Raw genomic sequence first — 14,204 nt, 5'->3', positions numbered from 1 at the left:
GCAGGGGATCATGAGCAACAAGATGTGGGGCGGCCGGTTCTCGGAACGTCCCGACGAGATCATGGAAGAGATCAACGTCTCCATCGACGTCGATCGTCACCTCTTTGCCCAGGACATTGCCGCGTCCAAGGCCCACGCCGCGATGCTGGCCGCACAGGGCATCATCACGGCCTCTGATGCGAAAAATATCGGCAAGGGTCTAGACACGATTTTGTCAGAGATCGGCAAGGGCGGCTTCGAATTCAAGCGCGCGCTCGAGGACATTCACATGAATGTCGAGAGCCGCCTGTCCGAGCTGATCGGCCCTGCCGCCGGCCGCCTGCACACCGCGCGCTCGCGCAACGACCAGGTCGCGACCGATTTCCGTCTCTATGTCCGCGATGTCCTCGATGAGACCGACGCCGCGCTCGCCGCGTTCCAGCAGGCGCTGGTCGAGCGCGCGCTGGAGCATGCCGGAACGGTCATGCCGGGCTTCACGCATCTACAGACCGCGCAGCCGGTGACCTTCGGCCACCATCTGCTCGCCTATGTCGAGATGGCCGCGCGCGATCGCGGCCGGTTCCAGGACGCGCGCAAGCGGCTGAACGAGTCCCCGCTCGGAGCTGCGGCGCTCGCCGGTACCTCGTTCCCGATCGACCGTCACGCTACGGCGAAGGCGCTCGGTTTCGATCGTCCGATGGCCAACTCGCTCGATGCGGTTTCCGATCGCGACTTCGTGCTGGAGACGCTGTCGGCGGCCTCGATCTGCGCCGTGCACATGTCGCGCTTCGCCGAGGAGATCGTGATCTGGACCTCGCCGCTAGTCGGCATGATCCGCCTGAGCGACAAGTTCACCACGGGATCCTCGATCATGCCGCAGAAGCGCAATCCTGACGCCGCCGAACTGGTGCGCGCCAAGACCGGCCGCGTGATCGGCGCGCTCAATGGGCTGCTGATCGTGATGAAGGGCCTGCCGCTCGCCTATCAAAAGGACATGCAGGAGGACAAGCAGGGCGCCATGGAAGGCTTCGCCGCGCTGTCGCTCGCGATCCGCGCCATGAGCGGCATGGTCCGGGATCTCGTGCCTGATGAAGCGAAGATGAAGACGGCCGCAGGCGAGGGCTACGCCACCGCGACCGATCTTGCCGACTGGCTGGTGCGGACGCTGAAGATGCCGTTCCGCGAGGCCCATCACGTCACCGGCCGTATCGTCGCGAAAGCCGCCGAGGGTGGCGTGGCGCTGCACGAGCTGCCGCTGAGGGAGATGCAGGCAATCGAAGCGAAGATCACGAAAGACGTGCTTGGCGTGCTCTCGGTCGAATCGTCGGTGAAGAGCCGGACCAGCTTCGGCGGCACCGCGCCGAAGAACGTGGCGTCGCAGGCCAAGGCCTGGCTGAGGCGGCTGGAAAAAGAGCGAAAATTGGGCTGAGGGCAAAATTTCGCTTATGTTTCATGGTCATCCGGGTCTCGCCAGAGCGCGCCAATCTCTGTATGGTGCGCCGCGCGTAGTGGGGATTTCGTCGTGACGTCAAAGTTTCGCCCGGCCGGCTCGGGGTGGGCCATCATTGTCTTGAGCCTGACGGCGCTCGCGCTTGCCGGCTGTGGCCGCAAGGGCCCGCTGGATCTGCCGCCGACCGCCTCCAGCGCGTCAACGGCCAACATCGCGCCGCCGACCGATACCGAGACCGAAGCCCAGAGGACGCCGAGCGTGTTCAATCCCACCTATGGCGCGGACGCCGCACCGGCGGCGACCAAGGGCAGGAAGAAACCGTTTATCCTCGACCCGCTCCTGGACGAAAGACCCAGCCGATAGGCTGGGGCAACTGAGCCAACGCCATGAACCATTTTGACTATCGCAACGGCGTGCTGCACGCCGAGGCGGTGAACCTGTCCGAGCTGGCCGCAGCCGTCGGCACGCCGTTCTATTGCTATTCGACCGCCACGCTCGAGCGGCACTATCGCGTTTTCACCGACGCTTTCGCCGGCGAGAAGGTGCTGGTCTGCTACGCCATGAAGGCGAACTCAAACCAGTCGGTGTTGCGGACGCTGGCCAGGCTCGGGGCCGGCGCGGACGTGGTCTCCGGCGGCGAATTGAAGCGCGCGCTGGCCGCCGGCATTCCGGCAAACAGGATCCTGTTCTCCGGCGTCGGCAAGACGGAAGACGAGCTGCGCGCCGCGCTGGCCGCCGACATCCTCTGCCTCAACGTCGAATCCGAGCCGGAGCTCGAGCTGCTGTCGCGCCTTGCGACGGAGACGGGCAAGACCGCGCGGATCTCGATCCGCGTCAATCCTGACGTCGATGCCGGCACTCACGCAAAGATCTCGACTGGCAAGTCCGAGAACAAGTTCGGCATCCCGATCGCGCATGCCCGCGAGGTCTATGCCCGCGCCGCGAAGCTGCCGGGCATCGAGGTCACAGGCACCGACGTGCATATCGGCAGCCAGATCACCGACCTCTCCAAGATGGAGATCGCGTTCCGCATCCTCTCCGAATTCGTGCAGACGCTGCGTGCGGACGGCCACAACATCTCGCATGTGGATTTCGGTGGCGGCCTCGGCATTCCCTATTACATGGACCGCGAAGCGCCGCCGGCGCCCGACGCTTATGCCGCCATGGTCAAGCGCGTCAGCCACAATCTCGGCTGCACGCTGATGTTCGAGCCGGGCCGCATGATCGTCGGCAATGCCGGCATCCTGGTCGCCAAGGTGATCTACGTGAAGCACGGCGACGGCAAGAATTTCGTCATCATCGATGCCGCCATGAACGATCTGATCCGGCCGACGCTGTACGAGGCCCATCACGATATTCTGCCGGTGAGACAGCCGGCGAAGGGCGCGGCCACGATCACGGCCGACGTCGTCGGCCCGGTCTGCGAGACCGGCGATTACCTCGCGCTCGACCGCACGCTGCCGATGCCAAAGCCCGGTGACCTCATCGCCATCATGACCGCAGGTGCCTATGGCGCAGTGCAGGCCGGCACCTACAATACGAGGCCGCTGGTGCCCGAAGTGCTGGTGAAGGGCGACCAGTACGCCGTCGTGCGACCGCGCATCGAGGTCGAGCAGCTGATCGCGATGGATGAGCCGGCGCCCTGGTTGTGAGGCTGTGACCGTCCACGATGAGCGCAGCTACCGCTGCGCCCATCGCTGCATTGACTCCTACTTCTTGAACCGGTCCCTGATCGCGGCGAGACCGGAATCATAGACGCCGCCGAGGGCATCGACCGCTTCCTTCTCCCGCCCGGGGTCGGGCGTGTAGATTCCGGTCCATGTCACCACCGACGCGCCTTCACCCTTTGCCGTGACCTTGATGGTCGACTTGTACTGGCTCACCGGCAGTGGGCTCGACAGGAACGCGTAGGAATAGCTGTAGTCTCTGTCGTTCCGCGCAGTCTGCGTCTCCACGAACGAGGCCTTGCCGTCCCTGGTGACGAGCGTCCGGGTTGGCGGCGACTTGCCGTCTGCAATGCACTGCCCCACCGGCGGCAGCCAATCCTTGATCGCGCAGAACGGGCCGATGACGGACCACACCTCGGCCGCAGCACTGCTGACCTCGATGCTCCTCGTCAGATTGGCTGCAGACGCCGGCATGACGCTGACGCCCAGGCCGAGGGCACAAATCGCGGCGCTGCGAACCGAAACGAGCAATCTGGAAGCCGCTGAATCGTATTTCTTCATGGTAATCTCCTGTGTCCGGCGGGCCGTGATCGCGGCGGCCGGCTTGCCAATGCAGGTCGAATAGACGCTCACCACGGTCCGCGGCCAGTTCAGGGAATGAATCGCTGCTGATACAGAAACTGAACTAGGAAGCCGCGCGCCGCGGCCCTAAGGTTGCACCTTCGCTTGTCACGGAGGCCCGCATGACCATCGGCAGCTACAGGCAGTTCTGTCCGGTCGCGATGGCGGCCGAGATATTATGCACGCGCTGGACCGTCGTACTGCTACGTGAACTCGTCGCCGGCTCGACCCGGTTCAACGAGTTGCGCCGCGGCGTTCCCCGCATGTCGCCTGCGCTGCTTTCCCATCGCCTGAAGGAACTCGAAGCCGCAGGCATCGTCATCCGCCAGCCGTCGGCTTCCGAGCGCGGCGTGATCGAGTATCAGCTGACCGCCGCCGGACGCGAACTCGGCCCCATCGTCGAGGCGTTCGGCATCTGGGGCCAGCGCCGCATCGAGTCGCATCTGTCGCTTCAGCATCTCGATGTCCAGCTGTTGATGTGGGACATGCGGCGGAATTTGAACACGACGCCGATGCCGACCCGCCGCAGTGTTCTGCAGTTCGCGTATCCGGAATTGCCTTCGACGCAGCGATCGTGGTGGCTGATCGTCGATCCCGACGACAGCGTCGACCTCTGCTCGATTGATCCCGGTTTCGACGTCGATCTTTACGTGTCGGTGGATCTGCGCACGATGACGGCGATCTGGATGGGACTCGATACCGTGCGCGCGGCCGTCGCAAGCCGGCGGATGCTCCTCACGGGCGACCGGCAGCTTGCCGCGGCCATGCAAAGCTGGCTGGGCCTCAGCCCGTTCGCCAAGGAACGCAAGCTGGCGAGCTGATCCAGGGCAGCGCAATTCAGTATTTGTATCGCCCCGCTACAGTTCCCGTACTGGCGAGCCCCGGCCGTGTTCTGGCACCGAAGTGATGCCCGCCTGTATCAACGCGGAGCTGAACTCGAGCCAGGAGACACGACATGACAGCGTATCTGATCGCGGACATCAAAGTGACCGACGGAAAGTGGGTGCCGGACTACGCAGCGTCCGTCCACGAGCTGGTGCACAAGCATGGCGGCAAGTATCTTTCCCGCAGCGGCAATGTGAAAACCCTTGAAGGTGCCCCTCTCGACACCTCGCTGATCGCGATCATGTCCTTTCCAACCGCAAAGGCAGCGGAGTCCTTCGTCGCTGATCCCGCCTACGGCCGCTTCGCGGCAGCGCGCAGGGGCGGCAGCGAGAGCCGCTTCCAGTTGATCGACGATACGGACTTGGCAGGCACGATCCCCTATCTCGCCAAGGCTTGAACTGCGTCTTCGTCAAACACTCGGCGGCAGGCGCAGACGTGCCCGGCCAACACAGGAGATTGGAATGAACGGTTCACTCGCCGGCGTCGGCCTGCTTCGCATGCTTTTCGTAGCTTGCGGCGTGGCCTTCCTGCTCGGACTTTCCGGCGTTGCGTCGGCCCGGGTCACGCGGTGCGACATTACGTGGGTCAGCTGCAACAATACCTCTGCGAAATGCTCGAGCGAGAGACGGTGCATGCGCAGGTGCGACGAGAAGTATATCAAATGCAGCGGGGGCTCGGCCTCCCTTCAACGGGAACAGCCGATCGACCTTCTGGAACTTGGCAGACGCCGCTCGTAGCAGATCGATCCAAGGAGGACAGCGCAGCGCCGGTCATCGGCGCTGCGTTCTCGTGTTGGCGCTAGCTGGGTGGCCTGCCGCCAACCACAACGCCCGCTTTCTTCTCGATCGGCTTGATCGCCGCGGTGAAATCGGACTCGGCGCCTTCCGCGCTGATGACCGTCTCCCACAACCGGCCGACCGCATCCGCGACTTCCATCGACAGGCCGAGCTGCTTCATCTCCTCCAGCGCCAGCCGCACGTCCTTCACCATCAGTCCCGTGGCGAAGCCGAAGTCGAAGCTGCGCGGCAGCACCGAGCGCGGAAACTTGTCGCGGCTCGCGGTATTCATGCCCGAGCCCGCATTGATGACGTCGATCATCACGGCAGGATCGAGCCCTGCCTTGACGCCCATCACCACTGCTTCCGAGGTCGCCACGATCGCGGTGGCGGACAAGAAGTTGTTGGCGAGCTTCATGGTCTGCGCCGCGCCGGGCTTCTCGCCGATGAAGAACACCTTTCCGATGATGTCGAGCGCGGGCTTGAGCAGCTCGAACTCGGTCTTCGGCCCCGAGACCATCACCGCGAGCGTGCCCTTCTCGGCGCCGCCGACGCCGCCGGAGACCGGGCAGTCGATCTGCACGATGTCATGCTCGGCGAGCAGGCCGTGAATCTTCACCGCCATCGCCGAACCGACGGTGGAGAGATCGATGAAGCGTTTGACGCGGCTCCCCTCGATCACGCCGTTCGGCCCCGTCGCAACCGCGAGCGAAGCCTGCAGCGAGGGCAGACTCGCCATGACCGTCTCGACCTGGTCGGCGACGTCCTTTGGCGATGTCGCCGCAGTGGCGCCGCGCGCCACCAGCTTGTCGACGACCTCCTGGCGCGTGTCGAACACGACGAGCCGGTTGCCGGCCTCGATCAGCCGCCGCGCCATCGGGAAACCCATGTTTCCGAGGCCGATGAATCCGATGTCCATGGTGTTTCCTTGTGTTGAATATTCGTTGTTGTTGATCGGCGCGCATCCATCCTCGGTGTCGTCCTGGCGAAAGCCAGGACCCATTTACCCCAGGGAGAGGTTGTGGCGCGAAGTGGCAACTCCCAGTCCCCCGTAACCACGCCTGCCGGTGGCTATGGGTCCTGGCTTTCGCCAGGACGACGTGGAGGAGGGACGTCGCGGCCCCGTCCCTCACACCGGCCCCCCCTCACGCCTTTGCGTCGATCTCCGCGAACACCTCGCGCGCGATCCGAAAGCTGTCGACCGCGGCCGGCATGCCACCATAGATTGCGACCTGCATCAGGATCTCGCGGATCTCGTCGCGGCTGACGTCGTTGGTGAGTGCGCCCTTCAGATGCGCGCGGAATTCGTGCTGACGATTGAGGATCGCGATCATCGCGATGTTGAGCATGCTGCGGGTCTTGCGCGGCAGCTCCTCGCGGCCCCACACCGTGCCCCAGCAATATTCGTTGAGCATCTCCTGGAACGGGCGGTTGAAATCGTCGACGCTCTTCAGGGCGTTGTTGACATAGGCCTCGCCGAGCACCGCTTTGCGGACCTCCAGGCCCTTGTCGTGCATCTTCTTGTCCATGGCGTTTCCTTTGCTTCTCTTGCGTTTTTCTTGGCTGGCGGCGCGGAAATTACGGGGTTGCGGCCTGCCAGTCACGTCCTCGTGTTATGCGGGAAAAGGGGTGTCTCCCGTACAGGAACGGATGCCTCAGTGCTGCCGTTGTGGTACGCTTCTCTACCGGGCAACCTGGAGAGTTGATTGAACGGCGTCACCCCCGACCCGTCAGACCCGATCCGCGATGGCGACGCTCTGTCGCGGCTGAAGCTGGCGCAAGCCCTGCAGCGGGCCACTTATGCCATCGCGTGGGAGCGTGCCTGGCCAAATTTTGCGCGGCTTCTCACCGTCGTCGGTCTGTTCCTGGTGGTGTCCTGGGCCGGCCTCTGGCTGGCCCTGCCGTCCATTGCCCGCGCCATCGGTCTTGTCGTTTTCGCCGGCGTTGCGATTGCCGTCCTGTTCCCATTGAGTCGTTTCCGCTGGCCGAGCCGCGAGGAGGCTCTGGCTCGGCTCGACCGCGGCTCTGGCATCCGTCATCGGCCGGCCACCACGCTGACGGACACGCTGAGCTCGCAGGACCCGGTTGCGCAGGCATTGTGGCGGGCGCAGCGCGAGCGCACGCTGGCTTCGATCAAGCGCATCCGCGCCGGTCTGCCGAAGCCCCGGCTCGCTCTGCATGACCCCTGGGCGCTGCGCGCGCTGGTCATGGTGATGCTGGTTGCGACCTTCTTCGCCGCCGGCGACGAGCGTGCGATGCGGCTCGTGGCTGCCTTCCACTGGAACGGCGTGATGGCCCCGACGAATGTTCGTGTGGATGCCTGGGTCACGCCACCGCTCTACACCGGCAAGCCGCCGGTCATCCTGTCGGCCGCGAACAAGGAGGCCGCGGCGCTACCGGCCAGCGGGCCGCTTGCCGTTCCCGCAGGCTCGACCCTGATCGTTCGCTCCTCCGGCGGCAGCCTGGATGTTGTCGTCTCCGGCGGCCTCAAGGAAGTCGAGCCTACCGAAGCCGCGCCCAAAGGCACCAACGAGAAGCATTTTTCCATCAGCGGCGACGGCACCGCGCATGTCCGCGCGCCATCCGGCCAGCCGCAATGGGCGTTTGCGGCAACACCGGACCGCCCGCCGACGATCGCGCTGGCCAAGGATCCCGAGCGCCAGGCCCGTGGCGGACTCCAGCTCACCTACAAGGTCGAGGACGATTACGGCGTCACCGGCGCCGACGCGCAAATCGGCCTGCGTCCCGCCGATGCCAAAGATGGCCGCAAGGAGGCCGACACCAAGGCCGCCGCGCGGCCGCTATTCCAGCCTCCGCAATTCCCGCTCGTGCTGCCGAATGCGCGCACCCGCAACGGTGTCGGCCAGACGGTGAAAGACCTGAGCGAGGATCCCTATGCCGGCGCCGACGTCACGCTGACCCTCAGCGCAAAGGACGAGGCCGGCAACGAGGCCAGGAGCGAGCCGTTCAACATGCGCCTGCCCGAGCGGCTGTTCACCAATTCGCTCGCGCGCGCGCTGGTCGAACAGCGCCGCATCCTCGCGCTCGACGCCAACAAGAATTCGGATGTCTACGCCGCGCTGGACGCGCTGATGATCGCACCCGAATTGTTCACGCCGGATGCGGGCTGCTATCTCGGCCTGCGCAGCCTGGCGCTGCAGCTGGAAGCCGCCCGCACCGACGACGCGCTGCGCGATGTGGTGGGAAGCATGTGGGCGTTCGCGGTCACCATCGAGGACGACGGTGTCGCCGGCAGCGTCAACGCCGCGCTGCGCTCGGCCCAGGATGCGCTCAAGCGGGCGCTGGAACGCGGCGCCAGCGAGGACGAGATCAAGGCGCTGACGCAAAAGCTTCGCGAGGCGATGGCCGGCAAGGTGCGCGATCTCGCCCGGCGCGCCGAGCAGAATCCGCTTGGGCCCCGGCAGCCTTTCCCGGCAGAGGTTCAGCTCATCCTCGACAAGTCCGTCGAGCTGAAACAAAAGACCCAGAACGCCACGCCCGAGCAGCTCGAAGAGCTGGCGAAGCAGCAGGACGCGTTGCGCGAGCAGCTTCAGGCCTATCGCAAGTCGGCCAACAACCGGGCGAAGCCGGGCAACGACGGTGCCAACCAGTCGACGCGAGACCGTAAATGCGGAAGCTAGCACGCGTGCCAGTATTGAAGGCGATCTCGATCGCCTGCCTCGCCTTCCTGTTGGGAGGCGTCTCGCCCGTGGCTGCCCAGCAGGATCAGGATGTCGATGCCCTGCTCGATGGCGCTGAAAAGGCGATGCAGGATTCTGGCGATAGCCTCAGGCAGAAGGAATCCGGCAAGAGCCTGAACAATCAATCCGATGCGATTCAGAAGCTCGAGGACTACAAGCGCGCGACGGAAAAGAGCCAATCCTCCAACCGCGATCGTTCCGTCATCACGCAGCGCGACCTCGACGAATTGCTGAAGCAAATCGAGAAGGCAGCGCGCGAAGGCAACAAAGAAGCGGCCCAGCGCATGCTCGAGCAGCTCGCGCAGATCATGGAAAACCTCCAGATGGCGCAGCCCGGGCAATCCGGCGACAGCGACATGGAGCAGGCGCTCAACGAGCTCAGCGACATGATCCGCAAGCAGCAGCAATTGCGCGACAAGACTTTCAAGCAGGGGCAGGATTCCCGGCGTGAGCGCTCGCGCGGCAAGCAGCAGGGCGACCAGTCGATGTCGGATCTCCAGCAGGATCAGCAGTCGCTGCGCGACCGCCTGAAGAAGCTGCAGGATGAACTCGCCAAGCGCGGCCTCACGCAGAAGGGGCAAAAAGGCCAGAAGAGCCAGGGCCAGAAGGGGCAAAAGGGTCAGCAGGGCGAGCAGGGACAGCCGGGCCAGGATGGCGATCAGGACGGCGACCAGGGCGATGACGACGGCAGTCTGGACGCCGCCGACGGGGCCATGGGCGATGCCGGCTCGCAGCTCGGCGAAGGCAATTCGGACGGTGCCGTGGACGCCCAAGGGAAAGCGCTCGAGGCCTTGCGCAAGGGCGCGCAGAAGATGGCCGAGGCGATGCAGCAGGGCGATGGCGACGGGCAGGGCGATGGTCCCGGCAACCGGCCCGGCCGCCAGCAGAGCGGCGGCAATCAGACCGATCCGCTCGGCCGCCCGCTTCACGGCCGCGATCTGAGCGACGACTACACGGTCAAGATCCCCGGCGAGATCGACGCCCAGCGCGTACGCCGCATCCTCGAGGAGCTCCGCCGCCGCTTGGGGGACAGCTCGCGCCCGCAGATCGAACTCGACTACATTGAGCGGCTGCTGAAGGATTTTTGAGGCTGACGCAGCTCTCGTAGCCCGGATGAGCGAAGCGATATCCGGGGCCGCCGGTCCCGCATGTCGCTGCGCTCATGCGGGCTACAAACTACGAACCCGACTCGCTACCCCTTCTTCGCCGCAAGCGCATCCGCCACCGCCGTGCGGATGTCGGCGACCGAGAACGGCTTCGTCACGACGTCATGCACCAGTGCATTGAGGTTCGAGGCGCGCTCGCGCTGGTCGGCAAAGCCGGTCATCAGCAGAATGGTCAGATCGGGGAAATCGCGTGCGACGGACAGCGCCAGCGCGATGCCGTCCATCACCGGCATCTGGATGTCGGTGAGCAGCAGGTCGAACTGGCCGTCCGCGCGAGTGAGGATCTCCAGCGCCTCGGCGCCGTCCTGCGCGGTGACGATTTCGTGCCCGTCCATGGCGATGGCGCGCGCCACGAGCTGGCGCATCGAATCCTCGTCGTCGGCGATCAAGATTTTGGACATGAGAGCAACCTTGGGATCAATCTCGCCACAAATTTTGCCTGCGAGACCTGCGAAATCGCTTATACGCTGCCACCGGCAATGTCGCGCCGGTTGAAGAAGCGAACGTCGATATTGCGGCCCTCCGGCGGCGGCGAGGCCAGGCGCGAGCGGAAAAAGGCGCGCTCGCCGGGCTGTAGCACAGTCTGTTCCAGAACGGCGTTCCAGGCGTAGATTTCCGCGCCTTGCGCGTCGCGCACCGCGAAGCGCAACCGGGGAATGTCGAGCGGCTTCTTGCCTTGGCCCACGATCACGCCTTCGATCACCAGCACCTGCTTACCGTCCACGGTCTCGCTGGAGAGCTTGACGTCCTTGAACGCCAGTGCGCGCAGGTTCACTTCGAGGCCGACGATCCTGTAGAAGGCGGCCGTCTGCGGCAGCAACCGCACCATGTCGCCGCGCCAGATCACCAGCGCCAGCACCAGCGCGCCCATCGCGGCGCAGGCAGTTGGCAGGCCGAAATGGGATTTTCGCGGGGCCGCCGTGGCGACCGGACGGCGCACCCGCGCGCCGCGGCGGCGTCCGAACAGGCCGCGGAACCAGGATTGGTGCTGATCGCCGACGACTTCCTCCTCGGCGGACCGGGCGGCCGCCGACCATTCGTCCTCGGTGTCGCTGGTTTCCTGGTCCGGCCAGTCGCTGGCGATCGAGGGGCTGTCAACGACAGGCGCGTCAGTGGCGCTGTCGTCCTGCGCGTAGGAGTTCCACTGCTCGGCGAGATCGGACTGGTCGTCGGCCCGGTTGGCCGCGGCCATGGCCGGGACAGATGCCTCCTCGATGGCATCCTCGGCATGGGCGACCCAGGTTTCCTTGCAACGGGAACAGCGCACGGTCCGGCCGTTCGCCCCAAGGCTCGCGGGCTTGATGGCGTAGGATGTCGTACAATGAGGGCAGACGATATGCATGGACGAGCCTTGATGCACGGACAAGTCTTGACGGTGACACGGTCGCGGAGAACCGAGCGGGAAAGATGCTACCAATTATGCTACAGGACGACCGTTAACGAACCGGAAACCATAACGGCCGCAAAACCCGCTGATCGCGTGTGGCGGAGCACAGCCGTGCGGCCCGCGGCCTCTCTCGAACGGAGCTGAGCTTGGTTCGGTTCGAAAATGTCGGATTGCGTTACGGCTTGGGGCCTGAGGTTCTGCGCGACCTCAACTTCCAGATCCCGGCGCATTCATTCCAGTTTCTCACCGGCCCGTCCGGCGCCGGCAAGACCTCGTTGCTGCGCCTGTTGTTCCTGTCGCATCGCCCGACGCGGGGCCTCGTCAATCTGTTCGGTCACGACATCTCGCAGCTCGGCAAGGACGAGATCGCAGGCTTGCGCAAGCGCATCGGCATCGTGCTCCAGGATTTCCGCCTGCTCGACCACATGACCACCTATGAAAACGTCGCGCTGCCGTTCCGCGTCATGGGCCGCAGCGAATCGAGCTACCGCAAGGAGGTCATCGATCTCCTGAAATGGGTCGGGCTCGGCGAGCGCATGGACGCGCTGCCGCCGATCCTGTCCGGCGGCGAAAAGCAGCGCGCGGCGATCGCGCGCGCCGTGATCTCGCGGCCGCAGCTGCTGCTGGCCGACGAGCCGACCGGCAGCGTCGATCCGACGCTCGGTCGTCGCCTGCTGCGGCTGTTCATCGAGCTCAACAAGTCAGGCACCGCCGTCATCATCGCCACCCACGATATCGCCCTGATGGACCAGTACGAGGCGCGACGCTTCGTGCTGCACCAGGGACGGCTGCACGTCTATGAGTAGGCCCGACGAGCGCGGCGTGCTGGTCGATCTCGGGCAGGAGGGGCCGCCGCTTCCGGCCCGGGCGCGCAACATGTCGCCGATCGTGCCGCGCGCCTCGATCCACGGCCGCGCGCTGGTCGCCGTCGTCGCAATCATGAGCTTCCTGGCGTCGATGACGACCGGCACGGTGCTGCTGGTGAGCGCCTCCGCCGCCGAATGGCAGTCGGATGTCGCGAGCGAAATCACCATCCAGGTCCGCCCGCAGACTGGCCGCGATCTCGAACGCGACACCGCGGCGGTGACCGAGGCCATGCGCGCGCAAGCCGGCATCGTCGAGGTCAAGCCGTTCACGAAAGACGAAAGCGGCAAGCTGCTCGAGCCCTGGCTCGGCACCGGCCTGTCGATGGACGATCTGCCGGTGCCGCGCATGATCATCGCGCGCGTGCAGCCCGGCACGGCGCTCGATCTCGGCGCTCTGCGTGCCCGCGTGACCCAGGTGGCACCAAGCGCCAGCGTCGACGATCACCGCGCCTGGATCGAGCGCATGCGCTCGATGACCAACGCCACGGTGCTCGCCGGTCTCGGCATCCTCGCGCTCGTCATCGTCGCCACCATCATCTCGGTGTCGTTCGCGACCCGCGGCGCCATGGCGGCGAACCGTCCGATCGTCGAGGTGCTGCATTTCGTCGGCGCCGGCGACCGCTACATCGCCAACCGCTTCCTGCGGCATTTCCTCAGGCTGGGACTGGAGGGCGGCGTGATCGGCGGCGGCGCCGCCATGCTGGTATTCGGCTTCTCGGAGTCGATTGCAGGCTGGTTTTCCGGCACTCCCGTCGGCGATCAGTTCGCCGCGCTGCTCGGCACCTTCTCGCTGCGGCCGTCCGGCTACATCGTGCTCGCGGTGCAGGCCGTGCTGATTGGCGCCATCACCGCGGTCGCCTCGCGCCAGACGCTGTTCGCGACGCTGAATGATGTCGATTGAGGCCGACAAACCGGACTCCACTTCGCCTCAAAACGTCCTAAAATCACCTCTGGGAAGGGATCACCGACATCGCATGAGCGCGCCGACCGACGATCGATCGCCGAAACTGCCGCGCGGCTGGCTGCGCGCGGCCGTGATGTCGACGATTGCGCTCGCCTTCGTCGGCGCGGCGGCGGGCTTCATCGCGTTTCTGTCGCAATTGCGCGGCGCCGAGATCGCGCCGGACCGCAAGGCGGACGGCATCGTGGTTCTGACCGGCGGCTCCTCGCGGGTGTCGGATGCGATGGAGCTGCTCGCTGCCGGCTACGGCAAGAGGCTCCTGATCTCCGGCGTGCATCCGACCTCGACCGCGAGCGACATCTCCCGGACGCTGCCGGAGAACCAGTCCTTCATGCGTTGCTGCGTCGATCTCGACCGCACGGCGGTCTCGACCCGCGGCAATGCCGCGGAAGCGCGGCGCTGGGCCGCGGGGCGCGGCTTCAAGTCGCTGATCGTGGTCACCTCGAACTATCACATGCCGCGCGCGCTGGTGGAATTCTCGCATGCGATGCCGGAGACGACACTGATCCCGTTCGTGGTGGTCGGCGACAAATGGCGCGAGGAGCCGTGGTGGACCTCGGCGTCCACCTTGCGGCTGCTGCTGTCGGAATATGTCAAGTACATCGCGGCCGAGGTCAGGGTGCGGCTGGAGGATTTCGGGATTGACCTTTCGCCCGAGATGTCGGAGCAGCCTTCCGGGCTGCAGTCGAAGCGGCCCGCCACCGCACAGGCCAATTGATCGGCAACTGATCGGCAATTGATCGGA

The 14,204-nt window shown here is 65.4% G+C and carries 15 protein-coding genes; 10 read left to right on the top strand and 5 right to left on the bottom strand.

Annotated features, from left to right (window positions below; translation table 11 throughout):
- Positions 1-10 precede the first annotated feature (10 nt).
- The 3 genes from argH (at position 11) to lysA (ending at position 3,081) form a co-directional block, all read left to right on the top strand.
- Positions 11-1,408 (top strand): argininosuccinate lyase, encoded by a 1,398-nt coding sequence (gene argH, locus AC0L21_RS21470; RefSeq protein WP_473263821.1) that lies wholly within the window; start codon positions 11-13, stop codon positions 1,406-1,408.
- Between the two features lie 93 nt (positions 1,409-1,501).
- Entirely contained in the window at positions 1,502-1,792 is a 291-nt protein-coding gene (lptM, locus tag AC0L21_RS21465) for an LPS translocon maturation chaperone LptM (RefSeq protein WP_473263820.1), read from the top strand.
- A gap of 23 nt (positions 1,793-1,815) precedes the next feature.
- On the top strand, positions 1,816-3,081 hold the full coding sequence (lysA, locus tag AC0L21_RS21460) for a diaminopimelate decarboxylase (RefSeq protein ID WP_473263819.1): 1,266 nt from the start codon (positions 1,816-1,818) through the stop codon (positions 3,079-3,081).
- Positions 3,082-3,138: 57 nt separating this feature from the next.
- On the opposite strand, the gene AC0L21_RS21455 is transcribed toward lysA, so the two are convergent.
- Positions 3,139-3,657, bottom strand: coding sequence for an SRPBCC family protein (locus AC0L21_RS21455; RefSeq protein WP_473263818.1), 519 nt, complete (start codon positions 3,655-3,657; stop codon positions 3,139-3,141).
- A 182-nt stretch (positions 3,658-3,839) separates the two neighbouring features.
- On the opposite strand from AC0L21_RS21455, the gene AC0L21_RS21450 reads away from it, so the two are divergent.
- On the top strand, positions 3,840-4,538 hold the full coding sequence (locus tag AC0L21_RS21450; RefSeq protein ID WP_473263817.1) for a winged helix-turn-helix transcriptional regulator: 699 nt from the start codon (positions 3,840-3,842) through the stop codon (positions 4,536-4,538).
- Positions 4,539-4,672: 134 nt separating this feature from the next.
- A complete protein-coding gene (locus AC0L21_RS21445) occupies positions 4,673-4,999 on the top strand; it encodes a DUF1330 domain-containing protein (RefSeq protein WP_219680482.1) in 327 nt (108 codons plus the stop codon).
- A gap of 401 nt (positions 5,000-5,400) precedes the next feature.
- On the opposite strand, the gene AC0L21_RS21440 is transcribed toward AC0L21_RS21445, so the two are convergent.
- Together AC0L21_RS21440 and AC0L21_RS21435 are read right to left on the bottom strand one after the other, a co-directional pair.
- Positions 5,401-6,297: an NAD(P)-dependent oxidoreductase gene (locus AC0L21_RS21440; RefSeq protein ID WP_473263816.1), complete on the bottom strand. Its 897-nt coding sequence runs from the start codon at positions 6,295-6,297 to the stop codon at positions 5,401-5,403.
- A 226-nt stretch (positions 6,298-6,523) separates the two neighbouring features.
- Positions 6,524-6,907 carry a carboxymuconolactone decarboxylase family protein gene (locus tag AC0L21_RS21435; protein WP_473263815.1) on the bottom strand — a complete coding sequence of 128 codons (384 nt, stop codon included), beginning with the start codon at positions 6,905-6,907 and terminating at the stop codon, positions 6,524-6,526.
- A gap of 177 nt (positions 6,908-7,084) precedes the next feature.
- Between AC0L21_RS21435 and AC0L21_RS21430 the strand changes: the two genes are divergently transcribed.
- On the top strand, positions 7,085-9,019 hold the full coding sequence (locus AC0L21_RS21430; protein WP_473263814.1) for a TIGR02302 family protein: 1,935 nt from the start codon (positions 7,085-7,087) through the stop codon (positions 9,017-9,019).
- The gene (locus AC0L21_RS21425) at positions 9,007-10,167 is read left to right on the top strand and encodes a DUF4175 family protein (protein ID WP_007597314.1); all 1,161 of its coding nucleotides are present in this window, start codon (positions 9,007-9,009) and stop codon (positions 10,165-10,167) included. Before AC0L21_RS21430 ends, AC0L21_RS21425 begins: the two co-directional genes overlap by 13 nt.
- Before the next feature lie 104 nt (positions 10,168-10,271).
- Here AC0L21_RS21425 and AC0L21_RS21420 read toward each other — a convergent pair whose 3' ends face one another.
- Positions 10,272-10,646 (bottom strand): response regulator, encoded by a 375-nt coding sequence (locus AC0L21_RS21420; RefSeq protein WP_473263813.1) that lies wholly within the window; start codon positions 10,644-10,646, stop codon positions 10,272-10,274.
- 59 nt (positions 10,647-10,705) lie between these two features.
- The gene (locus AC0L21_RS21415; RefSeq protein WP_473263812.1) at positions 10,706-11,587 is read right to left on the bottom strand and encodes an MJ0042-type zinc finger domain-containing protein; all 882 of its coding nucleotides are present in this window, start codon (positions 11,585-11,587) and stop codon (positions 10,706-10,708) included.
- Positions 11,588-11,778: 191 nt separating this feature from the next.
- On the opposite strand from AC0L21_RS21415, the gene ftsE reads away from it, so the two are divergent.
- The 3 genes from ftsE (at position 11,779) to AC0L21_RS21400 (ending at position 14,177) form a co-directional block, all read left to right on the top strand.
- Positions 11,779-12,438, top strand: a complete 660-nt coding sequence (gene ftsE, locus AC0L21_RS21410) for a cell division ATP-binding protein FtsE (RefSeq protein WP_275170936.1) — start codon at positions 11,779-11,781, stop codon at positions 12,436-12,438.
- Entirely contained in the window at positions 12,431-13,399 is a 969-nt protein-coding gene (locus AC0L21_RS21405; RefSeq protein WP_473263811.1) for a cell division protein FtsX, read from the top strand. Before ftsE ends, AC0L21_RS21405 begins: the two co-directional genes overlap by 8 nt.
- Before the next feature lie 73 nt (positions 13,400-13,472).
- Entirely contained in the window at positions 13,473-14,177 is a 705-nt protein-coding gene (locus AC0L21_RS21400; RefSeq protein ID WP_473263810.1) for a YdcF family protein, read from the top strand.
- Positions 14,178-14,204 lie beyond the last annotated feature (27 nt).

Source organism: Bradyrhizobium sp. WSM4873 (assembly GCF_055811355.1).
The sequence above is the reverse complement of the archived record's forward strand: the minus strand, read 5'-3'. Positions and strand labels throughout refer to the sequence as shown.